This window comes from Vreelandella titanicae BH1 (genome assembly GCF_000336575.1).
Lineage (GTDB): Bacteria > Pseudomonadota > Gammaproteobacteria > Pseudomonadales > Halomonadaceae > Vreelandella > Vreelandella titanicae.
This window is the reverse complement of record NZ_AOPO01000003.1, coordinates 245,122-268,649: the sequence shown is the minus strand read 5'-3', so window position 1 is coordinate 268,649 and position 23,528 is coordinate 245,122. Positions and strand designations below refer to the sequence as shown.

21 protein-coding genes and 2 pseudogenes are annotated in these 23,528 nt (G+C 56.9%); 14 read left to right on the top strand and 9 right to left on the bottom strand.

The window, feature by feature from the left end; all coding sequences use genetic code 11:
- Nucleotides 1-51: 51 nt before the first annotated feature.
- Nucleotides 52-237: pseudogene (locus HALTITAN_RS26330) on the top strand (LysR family transcriptional regulator); the annotation flags it as partial.
- A gap of 18 nt (nucleotides 238-255) precedes the next feature.
- Nucleotides 256-957 (top strand): LysR substrate-binding domain-containing protein, encoded by a 702-nt coding sequence (locus tag HALTITAN_RS08580; protein WP_233973889.1) that lies wholly within the window; start codon nucleotides 256-258, stop codon nucleotides 955-957.
- Nucleotides 958-1,059: 102 nt separating this feature from the next.
- Here HALTITAN_RS08580 and HALTITAN_RS24780 read toward each other — a convergent pair whose 3' ends face one another.
- The 3 genes and pseudogenes from HALTITAN_RS24780 to HALTITAN_RS08570 all read right to left on the bottom strand — a co-directional run bounded on the left by HALTITAN_RS24780 (nucleotide 1,060) and on the right by HALTITAN_RS08570 (nucleotide 2,315).
- A complete protein-coding gene (locus HALTITAN_RS24780; protein WP_236614945.1) occupies nucleotides 1,060-1,245 on the bottom strand; it encodes an SDR family oxidoreductase in 186 nt (61 codons plus the stop codon).
- Nucleotides 1,226-1,411, bottom strand: a pseudogene (locus HALTITAN_RS26325) (hypothetical protein); the annotation flags it as partial. The gene HALTITAN_RS24780 and the pseudogene HALTITAN_RS26325, both read right to left, overlap by 20 nt.
- 22 nt (nucleotides 1,412-1,433) lie before the next feature.
- A complete protein-coding gene (locus tag HALTITAN_RS08570; RefSeq protein WP_009286858.1) occupies nucleotides 1,434-2,315 on the bottom strand; it encodes a LysR family transcriptional regulator in 882 nt (293 codons plus the stop codon).
- A 124-nt stretch (nucleotides 2,316-2,439) separates the two neighbouring features.
- On the opposite strand from HALTITAN_RS08570, the gene HALTITAN_RS08565 reads away from it, so the two are divergent.
- Together HALTITAN_RS08565 and HALTITAN_RS08560 are read left to right on the top strand one after the other, a co-directional pair.
- On the top strand, nucleotides 2,440-3,309 hold the full coding sequence (locus tag HALTITAN_RS08565) for an SDR family oxidoreductase (RefSeq protein ID WP_039858853.1): 870 nt from the start codon (nucleotides 2,440-2,442) through the stop codon (nucleotides 3,307-3,309).
- Nucleotides 3,310-3,346: 37 nt separating this feature from the next.
- Nucleotides 3,347-3,820, top strand: a complete 474-nt coding sequence (locus tag HALTITAN_RS08560) for an SRPBCC family protein (protein ID WP_039858851.1) — start codon at nucleotides 3,347-3,349, stop codon at nucleotides 3,818-3,820.
- A gap of 324 nt (nucleotides 3,821-4,144) precedes the next feature.
- On the opposite strand, the gene HALTITAN_RS24515 is transcribed toward HALTITAN_RS08560, so the two are convergent.
- Nucleotides 4,145-5,251 (bottom strand): sulfatase-like hydrolase/transferase, encoded by a 1,107-nt coding sequence (locus HALTITAN_RS24515; RefSeq protein WP_161609174.1) that lies wholly within the window; start codon nucleotides 5,249-5,251, stop codon nucleotides 4,145-4,147.
- Complete coding sequence (locus tag HALTITAN_RS24510) at nucleotides 5,187-5,993, bottom strand: DUF3413 domain-containing protein (protein ID WP_051051953.1); 807 nt, start codon at nucleotides 5,991-5,993, stop codon at nucleotides 5,187-5,189. Before HALTITAN_RS24510 ends, HALTITAN_RS24515 begins: the two co-directional genes overlap by 65 nt.
- A gap of 272 nt (nucleotides 5,994-6,265) precedes the next feature.
- On the opposite strand from HALTITAN_RS24510, the gene HALTITAN_RS25545 reads away from it, so the two are divergent.
- Complete coding sequence (locus HALTITAN_RS25545) at nucleotides 6,266-6,538, top strand: hypothetical protein (protein ID WP_161609173.1); 273 nt, start codon at nucleotides 6,266-6,268, stop codon at nucleotides 6,536-6,538.
- Nucleotides 6,539-6,691: 153 nt separating this feature from the next.
- Here the strand turns inward: HALTITAN_RS25545 and HALTITAN_RS08545 are convergent, their stop codons facing one another.
- Genes HALTITAN_RS08545 through HALTITAN_RS08535 form a run of 3 tightly spaced genes read right to left on the bottom strand, consistent with a single transcriptional unit; the run spans nucleotide 6,692 to nucleotide 12,053 of the window.
- Nucleotides 6,692-7,834: an amidohydrolase family protein gene (locus tag HALTITAN_RS08545; protein ID WP_009286857.1), complete on the bottom strand. Its 1,143-nt coding sequence runs from the start codon at nucleotides 7,832-7,834 to the stop codon at nucleotides 6,692-6,694.
- Between the two features lie 8 nt (nucleotides 7,835-7,842).
- On the bottom strand, nucleotides 7,843-10,902 hold the full coding sequence (locus tag HALTITAN_RS08540) for an efflux RND transporter permease subunit (RefSeq protein WP_009286856.1): 3,060 nt from the start codon (nucleotides 10,900-10,902) through the stop codon (nucleotides 7,843-7,845).
- Entirely contained in the window at nucleotides 10,899-12,053 is a 1,155-nt protein-coding gene (locus tag HALTITAN_RS08535; protein WP_236614944.1) for an efflux RND transporter periplasmic adaptor subunit, read from the bottom strand. Before HALTITAN_RS08535 ends, HALTITAN_RS08540 begins: the two co-directional genes overlap by 4 nt.
- Nucleotides 12,054-12,266: 213 nt before the next feature.
- Here HALTITAN_RS08535 and HALTITAN_RS08530 point away from each other — a divergent pair, with 213 nt between their 5' ends.
- The 9 genes from HALTITAN_RS08530 to HALTITAN_RS08495 all read left to right on the top strand — a co-directional run bounded on the left by HALTITAN_RS08530 (nucleotide 12,267) and on the right by HALTITAN_RS08495 (nucleotide 22,834).
- Complete coding sequence (locus tag HALTITAN_RS08530) at nucleotides 12,267-13,082, top strand: MipA/OmpV family protein (RefSeq protein WP_009286854.1); 816 nt, start codon at nucleotides 12,267-12,269, stop codon at nucleotides 13,080-13,082.
- The gene (locus tag HALTITAN_RS08525) at nucleotides 13,082-13,768 is read left to right on the top strand and encodes a response regulator transcription factor (protein ID WP_009286853.1); all 687 of its coding nucleotides are present in this window, start codon (nucleotides 13,082-13,084) and stop codon (nucleotides 13,766-13,768) included. The genes HALTITAN_RS08530 and HALTITAN_RS08525 overlap by 1 nt, the downstream gene beginning before the upstream one ends.
- On the top strand, nucleotides 13,737-15,101 hold the full coding sequence (locus HALTITAN_RS08520; protein WP_009286852.1) for an ATP-binding protein: 1,365 nt from the start codon (nucleotides 13,737-13,739) through the stop codon (nucleotides 15,099-15,101). Before HALTITAN_RS08525 ends, HALTITAN_RS08520 begins: the two co-directional genes overlap by 32 nt.
- Nucleotides 15,102-15,150: 49 nt before the next feature.
- Nucleotides 15,151-15,576, top strand: coding sequence for a Rid family hydrolase (locus HALTITAN_RS08515; protein WP_039858846.1), 426 nt, complete (start codon nucleotides 15,151-15,153; stop codon nucleotides 15,574-15,576).
- A gap of 130 nt (nucleotides 15,577-15,706) precedes the next feature.
- Nucleotides 15,707-16,858 carry an alpha/beta hydrolase gene (locus HALTITAN_RS08510; protein WP_039858843.1) on the top strand — a complete coding sequence of 384 codons (1,152 nt, stop codon included), beginning with the start codon at nucleotides 15,707-15,709 and terminating at the stop codon, nucleotides 16,856-16,858.
- Nucleotides 16,859-16,965: 107 nt separating this feature from the next.
- Nucleotides 16,966-17,295, top strand: coding sequence for a hypothetical protein (locus HALTITAN_RS25320; RefSeq protein WP_141439856.1), 330 nt, complete (start codon nucleotides 16,966-16,968; stop codon nucleotides 17,293-17,295).
- 654 nt (nucleotides 17,296-17,949) lie between these two features.
- Nucleotides 17,950-18,486, top strand: coding sequence for a class I SAM-dependent methyltransferase (locus HALTITAN_RS08505; RefSeq protein ID WP_201304181.1), 537 nt, complete (start codon nucleotides 17,950-17,952; stop codon nucleotides 18,484-18,486).
- A gap of 91 nt (nucleotides 18,487-18,577) precedes the next feature.
- Nucleotides 18,578-19,675 (top strand): efflux RND transporter periplasmic adaptor subunit, encoded by a 1,098-nt coding sequence (locus HALTITAN_RS08500; protein WP_152419251.1) that lies wholly within the window; start codon nucleotides 18,578-18,580, stop codon nucleotides 19,673-19,675.
- A gap of 3 nt (nucleotides 19,676-19,678) precedes the next feature.
- The gene (locus HALTITAN_RS08495; RefSeq protein WP_009286849.1) at nucleotides 19,679-22,834 is read left to right on the top strand and encodes an efflux RND transporter permease subunit; all 3,156 of its coding nucleotides are present in this window, start codon (nucleotides 19,679-19,681) and stop codon (nucleotides 22,832-22,834) included.
- Between the two features lie 513 nt (nucleotides 22,835-23,347).
- Here the strand turns inward: HALTITAN_RS08495 and HALTITAN_RS25735 are convergent.
- Nucleotides 23,348-23,518 carry a hypothetical protein gene (locus HALTITAN_RS25735; protein ID WP_169331550.1) on the bottom strand — a complete coding sequence of 57 codons (171 nt, stop codon included), beginning with the start codon at nucleotides 23,516-23,518 and terminating at the stop codon, nucleotides 23,348-23,350.
- Between the last annotated feature and the right edge of the window lie 10 nt (nucleotides 23,519-23,528).

Genomic DNA, 23,528 nt, shown 5'->3' with positions numbered 1-23,528 from the left:
TGCAAAGAACATACTTGAAATCGATTTTTGATATGCATTAACATCCATCTCATGAATCTACACGGCATAGATCTTAACCTGCTCGTCGCTTTCGATGCCTTAATGGTGGAGCGAAGCGTCACGCGAGCAGGAATACGGATCGGACGCACCCAGCCCGCAATGAGCGCTGCGCTCTCAAGGCTTCGTGTTCTGCTCCGGGATGAGTTGTTCGTACGCGGAACCAACGGTCTACAGCCGACCCCACGGGCACTCGAATTGGCCGAACCGATTAGCCATGCGCTGGCGGAAATCCAGCGCACGCTGGATTTCACACAAGAGTTCGATCCTTCTTCATCCACCGTCGCTCTTTCTATCGGCCTGTCCGACCACCCGGCGTTCAGGTTTTTGCCGCGGCTGGTGGCGAAGCTGCGCGAGGCAGCTCCGGGCATAACGCTAGCTGTACGGAATTTCACCAGTCGGGATGATGCCATCTCAATGCTTGATGCCGGGGAAGTGGAAATGACTATCGGCGTCCCGCCCACATCAACTGGCCGCATTCTTAGCGCTCCCCTGTTTGAAGAGCGCTTTGTCTGCATCCTGCGTAAAGATCACCCGGCCATTCGTCAGGGTCTGAACCTCGAAACATTCCTGTCCCTGACGCATCTTCTCGTATCTCCAGAGAACGACCGTTTCGGCGTTGTGGATACAGCCTTGGCAAAGCAGGGGCTGAAGCGGCAACTCGCTTTGACCCTTCCGCAGCTCTACGCCGCTCCGGCTCTTGTCGCCTCGTCGGATATGATCGCGACGATTCTCGAAGGGGTGGTGGAAGCTTCAGGTCAAGCGGAACGTCTCTACGTGGGAAGCCCGCCGATCGAACTCGACCCGGTTCCTTTCACGCTATCCTGGCATCGACGCAACGATACTCACCCTGCACAGCGCTGGTTCCGTGACCGGGTTATTGAGGTATTTAGTGTCTGAACATGCTTAAGCGATGCCACCATTCGCTCATAACCATGGGTATTCAGTGCCAGCGTGTTGCTGAAAAGGCTGATAATACGGACTGCATCGCAAAGTCTCCGCTCAGCCAGCAGTAACGGTCATGCCTCCGTCGGCCATGACGACAGTGCCGACCATGAAGCTCGCGCGCTCCGACGCCAGGAAAGCGACCACTTCAGCGATCTCTTCCGGTTGTGCCGCGCGGCCAATGGGCGCGCCCTTCGATGGCGCAGGTGCAGGCGGGGGACTTCTACCTGACCAGCACTGCATTACCGTATGAGATGCGTTGGCAGGCCAGAGAAGGCGACACTTTCGAAGTGAGCATCTGTATCTCACCCATTCGCTGTTTGTCGCCCCCCATGGCGAGGGTGGTCATCATGATCGGACGGAGGCGCTGGCGACAGGCATTGATGATCGCGCCCCAGCGATTCAGGCCGTGATCTTTCCGCGCCCAGAGATTATTCCTGAACTACAAATGATCCATTGGGGTAATAGTTGCAGATGAACTCCACAAAGGCCCGGACTTTGGGGCTCTGTAAGCGTCGGGAGGTATGCAGAACCCAAAGCTCGACTTCGTTGCCGGCGGCGCCCCACGACACCAGCTCGCCTCTTTCCAGCAGGCCTCCGATGATGGATTGCGGCAGCATGGCCGCTCCTGCACCCGCTACAGCGGCATCTCGAACCGTCAGGAGCGAGGACAGCCGTAAAACAGGCTGTGGTTCGACGGACAGTTGGCCATCCCGGACGGACCAGACCTCACCTTCTCGATACGTCGGCATGACGATCGCCGGAATGCGGGGCGGCTCATCCCTGCTCTGCTTTGGTATCTGAACCGAGGGAGCCGCCGCCAAGACAAGTCTGTCTCGGGCAAAACACCTGCCCACCAGCATGCTGTCTTTGTGCGGATTGATGCGGATGGCGACATCGAAATGCTCTTCGACGAGATCGGCGAGCCGGTCTTCGGCCACCGCTTCTATCTGCACGTCGGGATGGATCGCCTGGAAGGCGGCGGCCAGCCGCCCAAGCGCCACCTGCGAAAACAGCAACGGTGCCGCTACGCGCAGCCGGCCTCTCGGGGTATCAAGGCCATCTCGGGCCGCCGCTACCGCTTCGGCCACCTCACGCATGGGTCCCTCAATGCGTGCGAGCAGCAGTTGGCCGGCTTCGTTCAGCTCGAGGCTGCGGTCACTTCGTTCGAAGAGCCGAATGCCTAGGCTTTCTTCCAGATCAGCCACCCGGCGCGACAGGGTTGCCTTGGACCTGCCACTGGCCCGGCTTGCTCTTCCAAAACCGCCGTGAACGGCGACCAGTTGAAAATCCTGCAAAGCATTGAAATCCATTGTGTCTCATATACGGAACATAGTGTCTGTATTTTATGCTCTTTGTTTTGATAATGAAACGACCTATTGTTCAATCCGTACGCAACTCTGGTTGCAACAAATACCCCCAACCCAGGAAATTACCATGACCATTCTCGTTACCGGCGCAACCGGCACTGTCGGCCGCCACGTTGTCGAACAACTCGTCAAGCGCGATGCCGATGTCCGCGTGCTCGTCCGCGATCCTTCGAAGTCAGACTTTCCGGCCAGCGTCAGTGTCATCCAGGGCGGCCTGCTCGACGTCGACTCGTTGCGCAACGCCTACCATGGCGTTTCGACGCTCTTTCTGCTCAACGCCGTGGTAGCCGACGAGTACACCCAGGCCCTGCTCGCGCTTAACCTCGCCCGTGAGGCCGGCATCGAGCGAATTGTCTACCTCTCGGTAATCCACAGCGACCTGTACGTCAATGTGCCGCACTTTGCCGGCAAGTATGGAGTGGAGCGCATGATCAAGCAGATGGGCTTTAACGCCACCATCCTGCGGCCCGCTTACTTCATCGAGAACGACCTGACCATCAAGGAGGTAGTCACCGGATACGGCATCTACCCAATGCCGATCGGCAGCAAGGGCCTGGCGATGGTCGACACGCGCGACATCGGAGAAGTCGCCGCCCTCGAGCTCCTGCGCCGCGAGCAGTCAGTCGTACCGCTACCGATCGAGCGTATCAATCTCGTTGGCCCCAACACGCTAACCGGCCAGGACATTGCCGCTATTTGGACCGATGTACTTGGTCGCCCCATCGCCTACCCGGGTGAGGATACCGTCGCGTTCGAGCAGAACCTATTGCAGCACATGCCGAGTTGGATGGCTTACGACATGCGCCTGATGAGCGAGCGTTTCATCACCGAGGGGATGCTCCCCGGTACCGGTGACGTTGACCGGCTGACTGCCCTTCTGGGTCGCCCCCTTCATTCTTATCGCGAATTCGCCACCCAGGTCGCGGCCTCAGTCTGACGGCAGCGCACTCCCAATCAACATAAGGAAACTCACCATGATCTACTCGACCGCTACTGTCCCGGTGAATCCGGCAGGGGAAACCACTCTGACCCGAGCACAGGCCTGGCAGGGCCTGGTGCTCAAGGCCCGCGACGCCCGCCTGTTCCTACCCAAAGGCCTGTGCACCCGCTGCGACGTCATGGAGGAAAGCACAACGCACTTCGTGCGCGAAGCCACCATCGCCGGCACCGATCTGCGCGAGATCATCACCCTGGAGCCAGAAAGCAAGGTCACCTTCTTCCAGGCCACAGGTCCCCGTGAGGGCGCCATCGTCAACGAACTCTTTGAGGATGAGGCCGGAGCGCTCCAGCTTCGCTTCTACTGCTATCTTGGCCTGCGCGACAAAGCACCGGGCGGCCCTGAGGAACAAGCCGAACAAATCCAGTTCGACAGCGACAACGGCTACAAGGCCGCCTTGCTGTCCACGCTCAGACGCACCCGGGAATTGATTGCCGACGGCAAGCTCTGAAACGGGCTTTAGCTCATGCAGCTCTATCGTTGTGTAGCGAGCAACGATAGAGCTGAAGTCAAGGTCAAATCCTGGGCAAAATTAGGTGCCAATTGTGTATGTGCCTCGCTTCACACAACGGCGCAGCCAATTCACTATGCCACTACACTTGTTGTTCCTGGCCATTGAAACCGCCAAGCCTTCAACGCCACACCGGGGTTCGGGGTCGAAGACCTGCACCTTGTCGGGCTACCCATTGGCCTGCTCAACAGATGGTTATAGGCATTGAGGCCATGGCCGATTCACTCCGTACGCTAAAGCCGGCAATGCACCATCCTTGGTGTCTTAGCGATAGAATTTCGACAGCGCCCTAAGTACCTCGTTCGACACCTGGGACTCGAGCTTGATATCGTCGAGTTCGTTCATGCGGTAGTCATAGACTTCGAAGGCCCGCGTGGGGTGCACCGCCACCTGATAGTCGGGCATCAGGATGCCATAACCCATGTAGCTGCCTGAAAGCATCCAGTCGCGATGGGGGGCGACGTCCAACAGGCTTTGCCCCAGGGTGTAATGTTGAGGAGCTGATTCACAATCGAGCAGTTCCTCGAGCAGGGTCGGTGCGATATCGGCGTGGTGCGTTCGCCGCTCCAGCGCACCACCGGATCGCCCCGGCAAATGCATCACCAGCGGAACCTGGATCTGCTCCGGCGTGTAGTTGCTGCCATGTCCCCAGTAGTTCTTGCCATGTTCGTTGAAGGACTCACCGTGGTCGGCAGTAATCACTATCGCAGTATCCTCAAGCCGCCCACGGCGCTCCAGGTCATCGAGTACACGTCCCAATTGCTGGTCCACATAGCGCGCTGCCGTACGATAGCGGTTCCAGTAAGGTTCGGGATCGAAGTCAGGCCCCAAGCTCATGTGGTTGATATGCTCCCAATAGGGCATGAACCGCGGGAAGTCTGGCGGATGGCTGTAGCCGTGCACGGCGTCATAGAACAGGAAACCAAAGAACGGCCGCTCATCTGACCTTGCCTCTTCTTTGTCCATCCAGGCTAGCCAGTCATCGGTGATCTGCTGGTCGCGCTCCCAGGGCTCGCCCTGTGCTGGCTCCAGCGAGATATCCTTGAGGCCGGCAAAAACGTTACGGTCAAAGGCAGGGCTCACCAGCGTTGCCGAAGAGAGAACCTGAAATCGGTAATCGGCAGCCTCTAATCGCTCCATCAGTACCGGGGGCGTCTGGCTGGCAGTAAATGCATCCCAGTAGGTGACTGGCAGGCCATAGAAGAGGCTGAAGACGCCGGCCTTGGTGGAGTTGCCACCGCTGATATGCTCACGCGCCCTGAACCAACCGGGTTGATTGGCGTACCGGTAAAGATTCGGCATCACTTCAGGAGTGAGCACGTCGTGGCGCAGGGTATCCACCAGCACCAGCAGCAGGTTGTCGGGAGACACCGACGGCGAGCAGCTCAGCGGCGCGGAAGGGTAGATCAGGCCCTGCGCCCTGCGCCCCGCCCTTCGTCGCCTCGAGATCCACCCGATCGCGCACCGCCTGGGGGTCGACCCACCCCTTTTCGACGAAGAAGCGCTTGGCAGTGGCCGGATAGAAGACCGGCACATGACGCGTCATGCTGGTGATGTCGCGGTCGTAGTGGGCATCCGCCCAGGCATGCCAACCGTGCACCCCCAGCAGAGCCAACAAGCTCACTACCAGCATTGCGCCCACAGGCCGTGAAGGTTGACGTCGCTTGAATAGCAGCCCGAGGCCACCTTGCACCGCCAACATACCCAGCACGCCACCGACGGCCAGTGCCCAGGCGACCCATGAGAAGCTGAACACGTCGCCCCCGGCGTTGAGCAGCAGGTCGAGAATAAAGCCGCTCAGGTGAAAGCGATACTGAGCGTAGACGAAGGTATCAAGCAGCAGTAGCAGCTGCAGGCCACTCGCCCACAGGGTGGTTATCAGCCATAGCCCGGTGCCGCGTAAAAGCGTGGCCAGCAGGAACATCGGCAAAGCTCCCAGCCATACCAGCAGCGAGAGATGGCCGAGGAAAACCATCAGCAGGTAGCTCCACTGCTCGGCCCCTTCGGGCTGAATATAGCCGACATAGCGCAGCGAGATCACCCAGGCAAGCAGCAGGTTGGCCAGGGTCCAGGCGCCAAGCCAGCGCCACCGGTACAGGAGTCGATAGATCATGCACGAATCCTCGAAAGACCAGAGGCCATTCAGTCGACGTTGAGTGGAAAGAGTGTTGACTGTCGCTGCCGCTGGCTTACTGAAAACTTACGCAATACTTCTCGATCGTTCCGATCCTCCGCTAAGGCTTCTGAAAGACGCATTACCGGGCAGTCTCGTCCTATGCGACGAGGACACCACATGCTTCCATCCACCGATGTCATTCCTGATGCCTTTATGCCTCGCCGCCGCTGCTCAATGATGGGCCTCGACAGGTCTGTATTGGCCTAGACATGATCGGAGAACGGCAGACTACGGATCCTCTGCTGTGTGGAGGCGAACAGCGCGTTGGCCAGCTCAGGCGCGAGCGGGGAAATGCCCGGTTCGCCAACGCCGCTTACCGGGAACGCGATGGTGACGTCGTCGAGCGCGACGATGGCGGACTCGCCAGAGCCGTATCGCTTGACTACGCCGACGAGCATGGCCGTTGCGTCATCAGCGTTGGATGGCAGCGCCCTCCTGGATCGCCGATTGACGACCGTGGAATCTGGATTGGGGGGACATGAGACCTCCGATGAGTGGTTGGCCACGATGAGGGAGGCAAGGGGCCTCGCTTGGCATCCTTTGGCTGTACCCTTGAGATACAGCCAAAGTGATCTCCGGTTATGGCCCCGCTGACACCAAAACCAATCGGCATCATTCGATCCCGGGCGGATGCGTCAGACCTTTATTCCGAACAGCTTTTCTGCATTTCGGAACGCAATTTTTTCCTTGGCTTCACGGGGCAGATCCACCGCCCGAAACCAGTCGGTTCCTTGCTTCATGTCTGCAAACGGGTAATCCGTTCCAAACATCACTCGATCCACACTGATGTACCTCAGCAAAAGATGAAGCAATTCGTCCTGGAAGAATGCGCTGGTTGTGTACCAGAAATTGTCACTGAAGTATTGCCCGATAGGCTTGTTCAGCGAGTCTTCGGTCGACTCGCTCATATCTCCCACGATACGCTCGTAGTAGAACGGAAGGCCCTCTCCCATATGGCCGATAATCATCTGCAGTTTAGGAAATTTATCGAACACCCCAGTGATGATCAGTCGAAGACATTGAGTCAGCACCTCCTGGTGCCATCCATATCCTGAACCGCTGAAAATGTAGTTCTGGAACAATTGGTCATACCCTGGCCGCATGGTGTTGTAATAAATATTGAACACGTCTTCCGGGGGGAAGCCTGGATGCAGGTATATCGGCACATCAAGTGCCTCGGCGCGCGCCAGAATGGGCTCGAAATCCGGGTGGTCGAGGAATTTGTTGCCAATGAATCCATTGGTCATGGCCCCCAGAAAGCCATCTTCCCGAACGGCGCGTTCCAGTTCGTCCGCTGATGCTTCCGGGTTCTGCAGAGGCAAGGTTGCATAGGCCTGGTACCGCCCCGGATGGGTGGCCATCGGGCCATCGGCAATCATCTTGTTGAGACGATAGGCAAAATCGATGCCTTCCTGACCGGGGACATTCTGCACGCCCGGCGTATGTGCGGAGAGGATTTGAACATTGATCCCCGCCTTATCCATTGCGCCGATGCGGCCAGGGCCGAGTTCGGCAAGACCTGTTTCCCTGAGGTACTCTACGTGTTGATCGTTAATCGCGTTCAGCGCGATCAGTTCCTCGGTGGTATAGGTCTCTTCCGTGGCGATAAAGGGCAGATCCTGGTCTCGCAACGCGATGACCGATTTCTCTGTCGCGACAGCACTGGAGATAATGGCAGGCGCGGACAACCCGGCACCAACACCAAGTGCAGCCGCGCCAGTTAGAAAACTACGGCGTCCCATTGTCAGGCTCTCTAGGGTTTTTTCGATCTGTTTCATGACAATTTCTACTCCGATGTTTGCGTTGCGTGGTTTGGGGGCAGCTTGAACCGCCCCAGGATATTGCCGATGTCATCCACGTAGCTGTACACCACCGGGATAACCAGCAAGCTCAGAAGCGTTGAAGTGAGCAGTCCGCCAATGACCACGAAGGCCATGGGGGCCCGGAAGCTGGGATCGCCAGCCCATCCTAGGGCGATCGGCATCATGCCCGCCCCCATGGCAATGGTGGTCATCACGATGGGCCGGACACGTTTTTTGCAGGCATCAACAATGGCGTCCACACGTTCCAACCCATGCACCCGACGGGCGATGATGATGTAGTCCACCAACAGGATTGAGTTCTTGGTGGCGATGCCCATCAGCATGATCAATCCGATCATGGCGGGCAGCGACACGGGCGTCTGCGTGAGGAACAGCGCCAGGAAAGCCCCAGGTACGGAGAGCACCAGCGCCACCAGAATAGTGACCGGCTGCATGAAATCCTTGAGCAGCAGCACCAGCAACATATAGATACACAGCACGCCGGTCAGCATGGCAATCCCGAAGCTTGCGGCAAGCTCCGCCATTTCCTCTGCATCGCCTTCTGGTGTCTGAAACACGCCGCGTGGCAACTGACGTAAACTGGGCAGTGCCTGCACGGCCTGTTCGATTTCTCCCAAAGGCTGCCCTTGTAGGCTCACCTCGAAATTGACGTTGCGCAGACGATCATGCCGGGTGATTTCCGAAGGACCGCTGCTCCACTCAAAGTTAGCCACGCTTTCCATCGGCACTGGTCCGTTCACACCAGGCACTGGTAGCCGTTTAAGGGTCGCCATATCCTCCCGAGCGGCATCCGCCAGTCGAACCATCACCGGCACCTGACGCGAGCTGAAGTTCAACTTAGGAAGGTCCTCGGCGTTATCGCCCACTGTCGCGATGCGCAGCGTATCGGCGATGGCCTGAGCCGAGACCCCAAGGTCGGCGGCGCGGGCAAAATCAGGGCGTACAATGAGTTCAGGCCTGACCAGGCTGGCCGTCGAACTCACCGCACCGATGCCGGGAATGGCGCGCATCTCCCGCTCGACTTGGCGGGCATGCAGTTCAAGCACCCGGCTATCCTCACCGGCGAGCACCAACTCATAGCCATCCCCCTCGTCGCCTACGCGAGTTCGCACGCCGGGAAGTGTGGCGAGTGCAACGCGTAACTGCTGCTCTATGTCTTGCTGCGTAACGCCCGCGCGGGTTGCGCGATCCGCCAAACCAACGGTCAGTTCCACCGAGATCACATCAGAGTCACTGCTGCCGGAGTCCTCACCGACGGCCGCGAAGACGCTGACTACATGCTGTTGCGTCTCCAGTCGTGAGCGTGCCTGCTCGGCAAGCGCCTCCGCTTCAGAAAAGGTGCTACCGGGCGGCAAGGTGAGCGTCGCCTGCGTCTGGGAACCATCATCGGGGGGTATGAAGGTACCCGGCAGGGTCGAAGCCAGCCAGATACCGCCTGCAAAGCAGGCCGCCGCCGCGAGGAGGGTTGTCTTGCGGTGGCGCAGGCACCAACGGGCGACAACCAGATAGTAGCTAATCCACGCTGGGTCGCGATGATGCAGATGGGGTTTGCGCAACAGATACGCAGCCAGCATGGGCGTGAGAAGGCGCGCCACCAACAGCGAGAACAGTACTGCCACAGAGGCCGTCCAACCGAACTGAACGAAGAATTTCCCGACGGTGCCGCTCATAAATGCTGTGGGCAGAAAAACGGCAATCAACGTAAAGGTGGTGGCGACCACAGCCAAGCCGATTTCTGCCGCCGCATCCATGGCGGCCTGGCGCGGGGGCTTGCCCATTAGCAGATGCCGTTCGATATTCTCAATCTCGACAATGGCATCGTCCACCAACACCCCGATCACCAGCGAGAGCGCCAGCAACGTCACCACATTGAGCGAGAAGCCCATCAGGTGCATGAAAGCGAAGGTGGGGATGATCGACAGCGGAAGCGTAACCGCCGCAATCAGTGTGGCCCGCCAATTGCGCAGGAAGCAGAATACCACCAGCACCGCCAGCGCCATGCCCTCGAATAACATGTGCATGGAGCCCTGGTAGTTCTCCAGCACCGGCCCGACGAAATTAAAGGCTTCTTCGACCTCTATATGAGGATATTGCGCCTGCAACTCAGCGAGTGCAGACTGCACGCCCTCGGCCACATCCACCTCGCCGTACCCCTCGGCACGGGTCATCTCGACGCCGACGACGGGCGCGCCATCAAGCAATGCCATCGAGCGCCGCTCGGCCACGGTATCGGTAACCGTCGCCACCTCATCAAGGCGAATACGGCGGCCATCGCTGAGTGCCAGCTCCATCTTCGCCAGCTCGGCTGCGGATTCAGCGTTGGCGATGATGCGCACTGCCTGTTCGGCCCCGCCGACATCCACACGGCCGCCGGGCGCCTCCAACTGCGCCTGACGCAGCTGGCGTGATATATCCAGCGCTGTCGTGTTCATCGCCAGCAGACGATCCGCATCCAATGCTACGCGGACTTCGCGATCGACCCCGCCGATACGCCGAACCGAACCAACGCCTGGCACCGACAAGACGGCCTTGGTCATTTTGTCATCGACAAACCAGGAGAGTGCCTCATCGTCTAGATCAGAGGAGGTCACCGCGTAGCGTACAATCGGCTCACTGAAAAACTCACCCTTGCGAATCACTGGATCACGCAGGTCGGCGGGTAGATCCGAGCGGATGCGAGCAACAGCGTCGCGCACATCCTCAAGAGCCTCTTGCAAGGACTTTTCCAGCCTGAATTCGATAGCAATGTCGGCATTGCCATCCGTCAGCGTTGTATTGATGTTTTTGACGCCGGAGACGGTAGCGATGGAGTCCTCGATCTTGCGGGCAACCTCGTTCTCCATTAAGGCGGGGGCCGCCCCCGGCAACGAGGCGGAGACCTCCACGAGGGGCAGCTGCACATCCGGCAAGTCCTGAATAAACAAGCCTCGGAAGGAGATGAGCCCCCAGAAGGTCAATAGGATGAAGAGCAGAACAACCGGAATAGGATTGCGAATCGCCCAGGATGAGGTATTGAGCGTCATACCCCCTCCTCGGCGTCGGTATCGTTCGCTTGGGGTGAATGAACTGGCTCTCCCTCAATCACCCGCACCTGGTCACCGTTGCCAAGAAAAGCACCGCCCGAGGCGACCACTCGGGCATCGGGTTCAAGCCCGGCGCGAATTTCGATTCGATCCTCCGTGTGCTGGCCCAAGGCAACTTTCTGCTCCGTTATCTGGCCTTCACCGCTGACGCGATGTACATAGCCAAAGCCGTCGCGTAGTTGCACCGCGGCACGGGGAAGCGTCATCACTTGGCGGCTGCCCAGTTCAAATTCACCCCGTGCAAACATTCCCGCCCGGGCAACGTCGCTTAACGGTAGGTCGACATAAACCAGACCATTGCGTGTAGCGGTGTCCACTAGCGGCGCGATGGTGCGCAAGCGCCCTTCGAGGTCGTAGCCGCCAGGCAGGCTTATCCTGGCAGTCTGGCCGGGTCGCAGCTTATTCAGATCGGACGCGGCGACCTCGGCCCGCCACTCCAGCCGACCGTGGCGCGTCAATCGGAACAGCTCCTGATCGGCACTGGTAACGGCGCCAAGCGTGGCCGTGCGCGAGGTAATCAAACCGTCGTCCGGGGCGACAACCTGCGTCTGATCCAAGCGTAATGCTTGGGCGTCTTGTTGCGCCTGCGCAACGTTGAGCCTCGCCCTGGCGGTGAGCTCGGCGGTTTCGTATTGCTGAATCTGCTGTTCTGAAAGCGACCCGGTGGTTTTCAAACCCCGGGCACGTTGGGCGTTAGCCGTTGCCTCCGCAAGCGTTGCTTCGGCTTCCGCCACGGCGGCGCGGCTTCTAGCCAGCTCCGCGCGCACGGTCGTGTCGTTATAAACGGCCAGCACCTGCCCTTCCGTGACCTCATCACCCACGTCTGCCTTGACGTCGACCAGCCGCAGGCCACCGATTTCGGTACCGATAATGATCTCCTGCCACGCAGCAATATCACCATTGGCCGCAATCGTCGTTGGAAGCGTCTGAGGTTCTAATGTCGTCACGTTGACTGATAGTGAGGGCTGCGCCGTCGGTTCGGCGACGGCATCACTTTCCGACGACACCGCCTGCATACATGCCAGCGCGGCAGCGCTAGCAATCACGACAAGCATAATGCCGAAACAACTTTTTCGTTTTGGAAATGGCATAATCCAGGCCTGCTTCAAAGGGTTCAATTTATTGATGAAAAAGAAAATCCAAGAATTTCAGTTGAACCACTATCGGCCTGCCTTCCTTTCTCATTTCTTACTGACGTCACGTTTTAAATAAATCCGGCACCAGTAAGAAACGCGTAAGATAGCGCTCCTGATGATGGCACTTTCATACCACTCTCACTTTCAAACCATGCTAGGAGTGCCACCATGAGTTATCATCAGTCGCTATTACTGAACGGCCGCCTCATCACTATAAGATTGGCGACAGCCGCATGTATCGGTGGTCTTGTTATTGTCTCTCCGTTGGCGTTCGCCGACGAAGAGGACTCAGACGAAACCACTTGGGGATTGGGCGTAGGCGCAATAAGCGAACAGGATCCCTATGCCGGTATCGACAGGGAAAACACCCCATTTCCCTTGTTCCTGATCGAAAACCGGTACATTAGTGTCTTCGGACCGGAAATCGAATTTAAACTGCCGAGTCTTGTCATCAACGACTCACAACAGCTCAATTTCGGCATCGTCGCCCAGTACGATGAGAGCGGCTACGAGCCAGGCGATGCCCCGATTCTCAACGGCATGCGTGAGCGCAAGGGCGGATTTTGGGCGGGGGCCAAAATGGAATGGGAGACCGACTTCGTTGATGTTAGTGCCGAATGGCTCACCGACGTCTCCGGCAACAGCGACGGACATCGCTTCGATCTTGGCCTGGAGAGAACGTGGGAATTCGGCGAACATATAATGGTAACCCCACACGTGGGGGCGTCCTGGCAGGACGACAAGAACGTCGATTACTACTTCGGCGTTCGCGATAATGAGGTTCGCTTCGATCGCCCCGCCTATAAGGGAGAGTCGGCTACCAATATCGAGGCGGGGGTGCGCGGCGTGTACCAGTTTGACCAGCATCACTCTGTGCTGTTAGGTGTTGAGGTCACGAGCCTGGCGAACGAAATCAAAGATAGCCCACTGGTGGATCGTTCGACCCAAAACGCCGTGTTAGTTGGCTATCTTTATACATTCTGATGAGCCGCATACTACTGATCGAGGATCATGACCGGCTAGCCCACTTGATGTGCAAAGGGCTGGTGGACGCCGGTATCGGCGTTGATGTGGTCGACCGCATCGATTCGGCTTGGGCTGCCGTTCAGCAGATGCCCTACCAGGCACTGGTACTCGATCGTGGCTTGCCGGATGGCGATGGGCTGCTATTGCTCAAGAAGTTGCGCAACGCGGGCCTTAGCGTGCCCTGCCTGGTGTTAACGGCTCGCGATGCGCTGCATGACAGGCTAGAAGGCCTCGAAGCCGGTGCCGACGACTACCTCCCCAAGCCGTTTGCCATGGATGAGATGGTGGCACGTGTCCGTGCCTTGCTACGCCGCCCTGCGGAATTCCATTCAATCGACCCCATTCACGGCGACCTGAGGCTGCATACGGAAAGCGGCGTTCTGTTTAGCGGCGACAAGAGCATTACCCTCGCCCCGGCGGAGCTGCACATCATGCAGTTGCTGTTATATAAGCACGATGAGGTAGTTCGCCGCAGCGCGCTGGAAGCAGCGGCCTGGGGGCTAAGCGAGGCGGTGACACCGAACGCCTTGGATGTCGCCCTGCACCGTTTACGCCGCAAGCTGCTTGCCATCGGTTCGCGCCAGCGGATCGCCAACGTGAGAGGGATGGGATATGCGCTTCGTCAAGCGGATGACGCTCAATAGCCTGAGGCTGAAGGTGCTGCTGGCCTATTTGGCAGGTATGGTGCTGAGTATCACACTGCTGGTAATTGCCGCAGCAGTGGTGCTTCAGAGCGATCTACTGCCTCGTATGGATATGGCCGACGCGGCCGATGGGCTGGTGGACAATGTCGAGTTCGACAGCCGTGGCCGGCCCGTTGGTTTCGACGCCAGCATGGACGACCGCGCTTGGCTATACGAAGGCCCACAACCCGAAACGGCGTACCGTATTCTGGATGATGCCGGGAACGTGGCGGTGGCCTCGAGTGCCAGAGAAGCTTTCTGGCCAGCCGACGGCGAGGTTCTGCGTTTGGCGCGGGGCACCTTTTCCTTTGAGTATGACGACAGAACTTTCTACGGTGCCACGGAGCCCTTTGAGCATGGTGAAAGAACGTGGTATCTGCAGTTCGTCGCCAGTTCAAGATTCGTTGATGTCCTCTATCTCGTCGCCTTTCCACTGGTGGCAGCGGGCGTACTGGTGTTTGGCTTTGTCATGTTCGTTGCCTTCGGTCTATGCGCCTACATTACCTTGCGCTTAACCCTCAAGCCGCTGCGCGATGTTTCCAAATCGGCGGCGGCTATCTCGCCGCGCTCTATAGACGCCCGTCTCGATACGGACGCCGTGCCTGTGGAAATTGCCCCGCTGGTACATAGCTTCAATCACGCTCTGGAACGCCTTGAGCGGGGTTATCGCCTGCAGCAGGAGTTTCTCGGCCACGCGGCCCACGAGTTAAAAACGCCCCTGGCGCTGATCCGCGGGCAGGTTGAGTTGCTCGAGGAAGGGCGAAATGACCGCAAGGCGCTATTGAGCGATGTCGAGTACATGACCCGCCAGGTGCAACAACTGCTACTTCTGGCCGAAGCGAGCGAGGCGCACAACTACCAGTTTAGCGTTGTTCGAATGCACGACATCGCCCACGAAGCTTCCATCTACTTGCAACGCATGGCGGAGTCCGCCGACGTGCATTTAACGGTGCTTGCCGCGGATCAAGGGGTGACATGGAAGGCTGATCACGGGGCATGCTTCACTCTGCTCAAGAACTTGCTGGAGAACGCCATCCAGCATGCCCCCGCGCAGACTCTCGTCAGCATGGAAATCCAGAGCAATACGATAACCGTGCGTGACCGAGGGTCTGGCGTCGAGCCTGAACAGCTGTCTCTGCTGTTCTCTCGTTTCTGGCGAGGTGCACATCGACGCGACCATGGTGCTGGTTTGGGGCTGGCCATCTGCCAGGAAATCGCCATGGCACACGGCTGGGTGCTTTCGGCTCACAACGCCCATCCCGGGTTGATCATGACGCTACGCAAAGAAGCCTAGGGTTAATCCCTGCAAACAGCGCCCTACATCACTTATCAACGAGGTGGTCATGCAAATTTTAAGACGCAAGCCCCTAAATCCGCCCAACCTGCCCGATACCTTGATCGAAGGTCACAGCCAAGCCGTATTAGTTCAGGGAGGCTCCCGGGTGCTGATGTCCAGCCAGGTAGGGGTCGATGCCGAAGGCCATTTAGCGGGCCCTGAACTTCCCGAGCAGACCGAAGCAGCGCTGAACAATATCGAACGATTGCTATCAAGCCTCGGCGGCGATCTCTTGCGGGTGGTGATGTTGAGAATCTACTTAGCCGAATCCGCTCGCTACGACCAGCAAGTGGTAATGGAGGCGCTGAAGCATCGTTTCCCCACCGCCCCGCCGGCTGCTACTTGGTTGATTGTGTACGGCCTTGCCGAACCAGAATGGTTAATCGCTATCGAGGCCGAGGCAGTGCTGCCGGGGTTTGCTTTAAACAGCTAAATGACCGCAATAGTCGAAATAATAACGCTGCTCGTTAAACACCGCACCGCCCGGTTGCCCGATCATTCTAAATAAGGGGGAGCACATTTGTGGCTCTCTGTTAGAGGCAAGCACCTACAGAGAGGGTTTCATGATTAGCCGCCTGAACGTTCTACTTTTCACACTTTTCTTGCTGGCTTCCTGCGCCGTGCCACCGGATTCGCCGGGTTTTCAACCCTCAGAAAACCTGCCTCGCTATGATCAGGAGAGTTTCGATCAATATGTGCGCGAAACACGTGCATGGATTGCTGATAATCGCGCTTTCATCAGTGAGAACCGCGACCTTGAAATAGAGCTCAATACGCCGTTTGAAATCCGCCCTGATAAACCGGCAAAACGCGGTATCCTGTTAGTGCATGGACTGGGCACAAGCCCGTGGTATTTCATCGATATCGCCAACGCTATGGCGAATGACGGCTGGCTGGTTCGCTCCATCCTCCTGCCCGGCCACGGTACACGTCCAGCCGATCTGATACTGCCTGATAATGATGATTGGGAAAACATCATTGCCCATCACGCCAAACTGCTTGCAGCCGAGGTCGATGAACTTTGGCTTGGCGGTTTCTCAACCGGAGGTAATCTAGTCACCTCTCATGCGTTCACAGACGACAATGTCGATGGCCTGCTGCTGTTTTCTCCTGGATTTTACCCCGATACCCACTATCTATTTCTCGCCCCGACCATTTCCTATTTATGGGACTGGCTCGATATCGATGATGAAGACAATATCGTCACTTACCAATCATTTCCTGCGCGAGGGGCCTCGCTCTATTATCACTCGGTCAGTACCGTGCAAAAAAATCTCAAAACCTCACACTTTAATAAACCTGTCCTGATGACGATGAGTCAACATGATAGTGTCCTTGACCCCAACGCGACGCTCATTGCCTTTCAAAACCGCTTTCCCAACCAACAATCGCGCTTCATCTGGTACGGCGATCCACCACAACACCTTGACGATTCCCGCGTCACCGCTTTTATCAGTCACCTACCCGATCAGCGCATTAGCACCTTCTCCCACATGAATGTGCTGTTTGCGCCCGAGAATACTTATTACGGCCAAGCGGGTAGCTATCTTATGCTGGAAAACGGCCAGGACGGTCTCGCGCCACCCGATGACACCAACGCCCTCTGGTTCGGCGCATGGGGACAGAGCGACGCGGAAAAATACCACGCTCGCCTGACCTGGAATCCCTATTTTTACGACCTCCTCGATGGTATTCGCGAGGTAACAGGAGACTAATCGACGTCCCTCCCCGACTGAGCTTTTCGGGACTCATGGAGAATAGGTGCAATAAGATGGTTATATCTATATTTTCACTATCCAAGTGTTTTCTTGTAACGCTATGCATGGAAGAGAAAACGTCATTCTCAAATGCTTGGTTCCCGGAATCCCCTGGAACATTAAGCCATTCACAGTGCTTTGCTTTACGTATTACAATAACTTTAACTGCTTTTTTAGCTTTACCCATGATGCTTCTTAATGCAGGATCAATTGAAAGCGTCATTGCCGTCTTTAGCGTTGAAGCTAGCACTACAGCCTTAATCTTTTCCAAAGTAAAATCAAAAAGCACTACAGCTTGGCTACTGAGTGATATTGAGGATGAGATACTAGATTTCACCAATACAATAGGAGTGGCAGGCGTAGGGACTCTTTTAGTTATATTTTTGTTGGCCTAATCCACTTCTTAATTGCTGTGCTGAATATCAAATGACGAATTAATCATTAATAACGACTTGGCCGTAGAATCTGAGAAAAGCAGCCCCTCGAATATACTTGCGGGAAGAGACAGGTAACAGCACCGTGTCACTCGCAAGCCGGTAGACACTCACTCGGTAAGTCAAAGACAGTCTCTTTTCTTTCAATGTGCCGCTTCAAAAACTCCCCCCCGATCGCCAATCAGCATTCGCCTGAAACCACTGCTTAGCATTCGTTGAGTTTGGCCTCGACCATTCGCAATAGAACTCTCCTCCGGTGGAGGTGGATAAGTAGCTGCGTGGCTTCAGCAACATTTATCGCGCTTTATCTATCTTGATGCACCTTGCTACAAAATAACCAATTCTTGACACATTGTGGGCACAACCATGGCTTACTTTTTCATTCCCAGCGAAAAGTTTTGATAGCCCGTCTCGGTAAGCAGAGATAATCACATATAGAGATCAGCGAAGTATTAATAGTAGGCAGGGTCTTGGTAACAATCGATAGTCTTCGCAGATGCTGCCACCTTCGATTCTTTTGAAGAGTTTAGAAAAGCTATGGAACTTAGAAACCTGTCCGACACACTTTTATTCTTCAAGGCTTGGCTCTTTAACCCACTGAGTATTGGTGCGCTCATGCCTTCCGGTCGAGCGCTGGCCAACCTTATCACCTCGGAAATATCTACGGATACGGGTCTGATCATCGAGCTTGGGCCGGGGACGGGTGTCTTTACACACGCACTCATTGAGCGTGGTATCGACCAGAAAAACATAGCATTAATCGAGAATGACGCGGCATTCGTTACCAAGCTACAGCATCGCTTCGGGCATGCTCACACGTTTTGTATTGATGCTTCAAGGCTACACGAAGTTAAGTTTTTCGACGGGGCGCATGCTGGTGCTGTCGTCAGTGGGTTGCCCATGCTGTCAATGTCTCCACGTAAGATGATCGCCATTCTGGACGGCGCTTTTGCCAAAATGCGGCCCGAAGGATCTTTTTATCAGTTCACTTATGGCCCGAGCTGCCCTATACCCCGAGCGCTGCTCGACCGCCTTGGGCTTAAGGCAACGCGTATTGGTCGCATACTCGTAAATGTCCCTCCCGCCACCGTCTACCGCATCGTCCGACGTAAGCCTCGTCCTGCCGCTAGCGGTGAGCGCATCGGCGTGTGATGACGGAGTGTCATCTGCACTACTCCATTCACAGTAATCGAAACCCACTGATGGCTTTTCTCCTAGCAGAGGATGGCCGGAGAGGATGACTATGACCATCAAATTCTGGCTTTCTGGATTCGCCTGTTTTCTGCTGACCGCCTGTGGCACCCCTGCTGACGATAATATAAGTGACAATGAACGTGCTGCCGTACCTGTCTCAGCGGCACCAGCAGAACTGGCGACGTTAGGCGAGCAGTTGTCACTTACGGGTACCCTAACCGCTGAGCGCCAGACACGCCTCTCCCCTCGCGCGGACGGACTCGTGGCACGCCTGCATGTTGAAGCGGGTGATCATGTTGAGACCGGACAGCTACTCCTCGAACTCGACCCGGCCCTTGCACAACAGGCGCTCACGCGTGCTCGCGCTCAGGAGGAAGAGGCAAACGCCTCGGTGCGAGAGGCTGAACGCTTGGTAAATGAGGCACAGCGGCTCGCTGAACGTCAGGCCATCCCCGCAACAGAGGTCGCATCGCGTGTTGCCGCGCTAAATCTAGCACGGGCATCGGCAGCCTCCGCTCAAGCAGCCACACGAGAGCAGGAAGAACTGGTTGAACGGCACAGTTTGCCAGCCCCCTTCCCAGGCGTCGTCGCCGAAAAACTCACCGAAGTTGGCGAATGGGTGCAACGGGGAACGCCGGTGTTATCGTTAGTCACGATTGATCGTATACGTCTGGATGTGCAAGTGCCCCAAGAGCGATTTGGGCAGCTAGATGAGCAGGCACAAGCGCAAGTATTTGCCGATACGCTGGATGACACCCCATTGCCAGCGCAGATCATTGCACGGGTTCCCGTCACCGATCCTGATGCAAGAACCTTTCTACTTCGCCTTCTGGTAAACGATCCGCAGAGCCGGTTACTTCCTGGCACCTCTGCCCGGGCAGAAATTTCTTTAACTTCGCAAGCAACCGATACGTTGGCCATCAGTCGCGATGCGTTGCTGCGCCAACCGGATGGCAGTCACAGCGTCTACATCGTCGATAACACAGACAATGAACGCATCGCCCGCCGGCGCCAGGTGCAAATTCTGTATGAACAGGGCGGTCAGGTCGCCGTCGCGGGTGACACCCTGCGCCAGGGCGATCAGGTCGTCACCCGAGGCAACGAGGCCCTGACCGACGGTCAGCCCGTGGAAGTGGTGGAGCGTTAACACATGGATTTCGGACGCGTTATTCACCACAGCACCCTGATTGCCGTCGCGGTTCTGATCCTTTGCTTACTGGGGATCACTGCTGCACTGCGTGTACCGGTTCAGATGATCCCCGACCTGGAAGTACGCACCATCAGCGTGGAGACAAGCTGGCCTGGGGCGTCTCCCCGTGACGTGGAGCAAGAGATCCTTATCGAGCAGGAACAATACCTCCGCACCTTGCCCAATCTCCAACGAATGGTTTCCACCGCCAGCATCGGCCAAGCCAGTATCGAGCTGGAGTTTCCCTTCGGCGTCGACATTAATGAAGCGCTGATACGCACCAACAACGCGCTTAGCCAAGTATCCAGCTACCCTGAAAATGTCGATGCCCCCGCCCTGACGACAGTCTCTTCCTCGGACGAACCCTTCATGTATTTCCGCATCGGGCCACGTGCGGAAAGTGGGGAAAACCTCGATCTGGCGATGATGCGTAACTTTCTGGAGGATGAGGTGCGCCCCCGTCTGGAGCGTGTCAATGGTGTTTCGCTCGTGGAAATATGGGGCGCGGAAGCACGGCAGGTGCGCGTAGAAATCGATCCGTACCGTTTGGCCGAACGCGGGCTCGACATGACCGATGTGCGCAATGCACTGCAGACCCGTAACGTCGACAGTTCAGCGGGCGACCTGGACAGTGGAAAGCGCAGTGTGATGGCACGCACGATCGGCCGCTTCCACGAGCCCGCCGATATGGGCGAGTTGATCATTGCCGAGCGCCAGGGCGCCTTGATGCGGCTCTCCGAACTGGCCAATATCCGACTCAGTCATCATGAAATGCGTACCCAGGCATTCTATAACGGCCTACCTTCACTGATCCTGGCGGTGCGCCGAGAAACGGGATCGAATGTCGTCCAGACCAAGTATGCCGTACTGCCGGAAGTCGAGGCGATCAGCGACGAGATTCTGGCGCCGCTGGGTCTTGAAATGACGCTGATCAACGAAGATGCGCGCTACGTTGAGGACTCGGTCGCCAACGTCTGGAATAACCTTTTACTCGGGACACTGCTGGCAACACTGATAATGTTTGCCTTCCTGCGTTCGGCGCGCAGCACCTTTGTCGGGGTGATTGCCATACCGGTCTGTACGATCGCCGCCTTTATCGGCCTGTTACTCGCAGGCCGGACGCTGAACGTTATCTCATTGGCCGGCGTAGCGTTTGCCATCGGCATGACACTGGATAACACCATCGTCGTCCTCGAAAGCATCGATCAAGCACGACGACGCGGCCTGAAACCCTTCGATGCCGCAGTGGCGGGTGTGCGCCGGGTCTGGACGGCGGTCATGGCGAGCACGCTTACGTCAGTCCTGGTATTTGCCCCCACACTATTCATTCAGGAGGAAGCCGGACAGCTCTATTCAGATATCGCGATTGCGATTTCCTCTTCTATTCTTGCGTCGATGGCCGTTGCGGTGACCGTGCTACCGGCGATGGCGGCACGACTGCTACCGACAATCCAGCCAGGGGTTACCGCCGAGGACGGCGCCTTTGACCGCCTCGGCCGCAGGATCACCCGTGCCTATCGCCATCCGATACGGCGAACGATGATTCTACTCGGCACGCTTGGCTTGTCGGCATGGGTCGTGGTGTGGCTAACCCCACCGGCGGAGTACTTGCCGGAAGGCGAAGAGGCGCGCATCTTCTCTAACATGATCGCACCGCCGGGCTACAATCTGACGGAGATGGGATCCATCGCACAGGAGCTAATCCCGGAGCTACAGCAGCGTCTTGATGACGAACCGGCACGCTTCCACCGTGGCGAAACGAATATGCCCGCACTGCGCTTCTTCGCCATGTTCGTCGATGCCCAGGGCATTCGTGTCATTACCGACCCGAAAGATCCAACCGATCTGGAAGCGTTAATGGGCGCCCTCGAGGCACGCTTTACGGCCTGGCCGGGCATGCGCGCATTCGCCTCACGGGGCTCCATCATCTCCACCAACGATGGCGGCACGCGCAGTATCAACATGGACATTTCCGGCTCTGATCTTGGCGAGATCTATCAGGTTGCGAGCCTTGCCTATGCCCGCGCAGGAGCACTGTTCGACGACGCGCAGATTGGTTCCGAACCCAGCTCACTCAGCCTGGATCAGTTATTGCTGGAGATCCGGCCTCGGTGGGAGCGTCTGGTGGAAGTCGGGCTCGACGCTGAGCGCTTTGGCTATTCCGTGGCGGCGCTAAGCGATGGTGCTTTCGCCGACCAGATGATCCTGGATGACCGGCGGGTCGACATCTACCTGTTCAGCAGCGCGGGTAGCGATCAGCGGGCAGAGCGCCTGGGTGAGCTGCCCATTGCCACACCGTCTGGCGACGTGCTGCCACTTTCTGCATTGGCCGATTTGAACGAGTCCGTCGATACGGACAGCATTCGACGGCTGGACGGGCGCCGCACGGTGACACTGAATATCGTGCCGCCACGCTCGGTGGCGCTGGAAACGGGCGTAGAACGCGTGCAAAACGAGTTGATTGAGGCCATGCGCGTCGCTGGCGAGATCCCTCACGGAGTATCGATAGATATCACCGGCGCCAGCGACCAGTTGCAGGCTACCCGCGAAGCGGTCTCGGGTAATTTCATGATCGCGGTGTTGTTGTGCTATTTGATGTTGGTGGCGATTTTCCGCCACTGGGGGCGGCCGTTATTCGTCATGGCCACGATTCCCTTGGGGCTCGCGGGCGGGATTCTTGGCCTGGCGATACTCAACGGCCTCGGCGCTCCGTTTGGCATCCACCAGCCTTTCGATATGATCACGCTACTCGGCTTTCTGGTATTGCTCGGCTCCGTCGTCAACAACCCGATCCTGATCGTTCAGGAAGCCTACAAGCGGCTGGAAGAAGGCGCGGAATCCATCGTCGCGGCCGTTGATGATGCGGTCAATATCCGTCTGCGCGCGATCCTGATGTCCAGCCTGACCACCATCTTCGGTATCGCCCCTCTGGTACTGATCCCCGGGGCGGGCACAGAACTCTACCGTGGCCTGGGCGCCATCGTGATGTTTGGCATCGCGTTCTCCACGCTCATCACGCTGACTTTCCTGCCAAGTTTGATGGTAGCCGCCATGAGCGGGCAACAGCGTATTGCCGGGTGGGTATCATTGCGTAGGGCTCAACGCTCAACACCATGAAAGGCGCGGGGCTGGACAAAGCAACACTTCACCTAATGGGGTAAATGTTGTGCTTGGCTATTGAGACTGCAGCCCTAGGAGGTAGCGTAAAATCTCAACCTTACTGAATCAAATGGAAGCCTGAAAATAAACGGGCGGGCCTAAAATGACTAGGCCCGCCCGGCATTATTGCCTACATCAAAATTAATAATTCGCTTTAAGGTTTATAACCAGCGTGTCAGATAATAACAAACTTCTTTCGCTTGCTGCGAAGACATTGACTCGATATAAGCAATCTCTCTATCTTTATCGGAACCTCTCTCAACGGATGTTTCACCTGATAAAAGTACTAATACAATCATTTAGGCTGCATGTAAAATCTTCATAATTTACTCCTTACCCTTAAATGACTAGCCATCACTCGACCAACCCTGTGACATGTGATTAATTTAAAATCCACATGCCACCGAGCAGTTTTAATGACTTTACGTTACTTCAAAACACACTACCTACAACTGACCTACTTAGCTCTGTTCAAGGGTTGTCAGCAAGCACCTGGGAGGCCGGAATATTCTGAGTACCGCTATCTGTAGACGTCGAATCAGAATAAACAATCCTGTTATCTTCATCCGAGCCTCTTTCCGCAAGCGCCACGCCTGAAGAAAGCATTAATGCAATGATTAAGGCCGCATTTAAAAGTTTCATGATTTACTCC

Bases quoted from the DNA above. Each gene is read 5' to 3' on its own strand.
- HALTITAN_RS24780 (WP_236614945.1), bottom strand. From the start codon at position 1,245: ATGCAGTGCTGGTCAGGTAGAAGTCCCCCGCCTGCACCTGCGCCATCG.
- HALTITAN_RS08570 (WP_009286858.1), bottom strand. From the start codon at position 2,315: ATGGATTTCAATGCTTTGCAGGATTTTCAACTGGTCGCCGTTCACGGC.
- HALTITAN_RS08565 (WP_039858853.1), top strand. From the start codon at position 2,440: ATGACCATTCTCGTTACCGGCGCAACCGGCACTGTCGGCCGCCACGTT.
- HALTITAN_RS08560 (WP_039858851.1), top strand. From the start codon at position 3,347: ATGATCTACTCGACCGCTACTGTCCCGGTGAATCCGGCAGGGGAAACC.
- HALTITAN_RS24510 (WP_051051953.1), bottom strand. From the start codon at position 5,993: ATGATCTATCGACTCCTGTACCGGTGGCGCTGGCTTGGCGCCTGGACC.
- HALTITAN_RS25545 (WP_161609173.1), top strand. From the start codon at position 6,266: ATGATCGGAGAACGGCAGACTACGGATCCTCTGCTGTGTGGAGGCGAA.
- HALTITAN_RS08545 (WP_009286857.1), bottom strand. From the start codon at position 7,834: ATGAAACAGATCGAAAAAACCCTAGAGAGCCTGACAATGGGACGCCGT.
- HALTITAN_RS08540 (WP_009286856.1), bottom strand. From the start codon at position 10,902: ATGACGCTCAATACCTCATCCTGGGCGATTCGCAATCCTATTCCGGTT.
- HALTITAN_RS08535 (WP_236614944.1), bottom strand. From the start codon at position 12,053: ATGCCATTTCCAAAACGAAAAAGTTGTTTCGGCATTATGCTTGTCGTG.
- HALTITAN_RS08530 (WP_009286854.1), top strand. From the start codon at position 12,267: ATGAGTTATCATCAGTCGCTATTACTGAACGGCCGCCTCATCACTATA.
- HALTITAN_RS08525 (WP_009286853.1), top strand. From the start codon at position 13,082: ATGAGCCGCATACTACTGATCGAGGATCATGACCGGCTAGCCCACTTG.
- HALTITAN_RS08520 (WP_009286852.1), top strand. From the start codon at position 13,737: ATGCGCTTCGTCAAGCGGATGACGCTCAATAGCCTGAGGCTGAAGGTG.
- HALTITAN_RS08515 (WP_039858846.1), top strand. From the start codon at position 15,151: ATGCAAATTTTAAGACGCAAGCCCCTAAATCCGCCCAACCTGCCCGAT.
- HALTITAN_RS08510 (WP_039858843.1), top strand. From the start codon at position 15,707: ATGATTAGCCGCCTGAACGTTCTACTTTTCACACTTTTCTTGCTGGCT.
- HALTITAN_RS25320 (WP_141439856.1), top strand. From the start codon at position 16,966: ATGGAAGAGAAAACGTCATTCTCAAATGCTTGGTTCCCGGAATCCCCT.
- HALTITAN_RS08505 (WP_201304181.1), top strand. From the start codon at position 17,950: ATGCCTTCCGGTCGAGCGCTGGCCAACCTTATCACCTCGGAAATATCT.
- HALTITAN_RS08500 (WP_152419251.1), top strand. From the start codon at position 18,578: ATGACCATCAAATTCTGGCTTTCTGGATTCGCCTGTTTTCTGCTGACC.
- HALTITAN_RS08495 (WP_009286849.1), top strand. From the start codon at position 19,679: ATGGATTTCGGACGCGTTATTCACCACAGCACCCTGATTGCCGTCGCG.
- HALTITAN_RS25735 (WP_169331550.1), bottom strand. From the start codon at position 23,518: ATGAAACTTTTAAATGCGGCCTTAATCATTGCATTAATGCTTTCTTCA.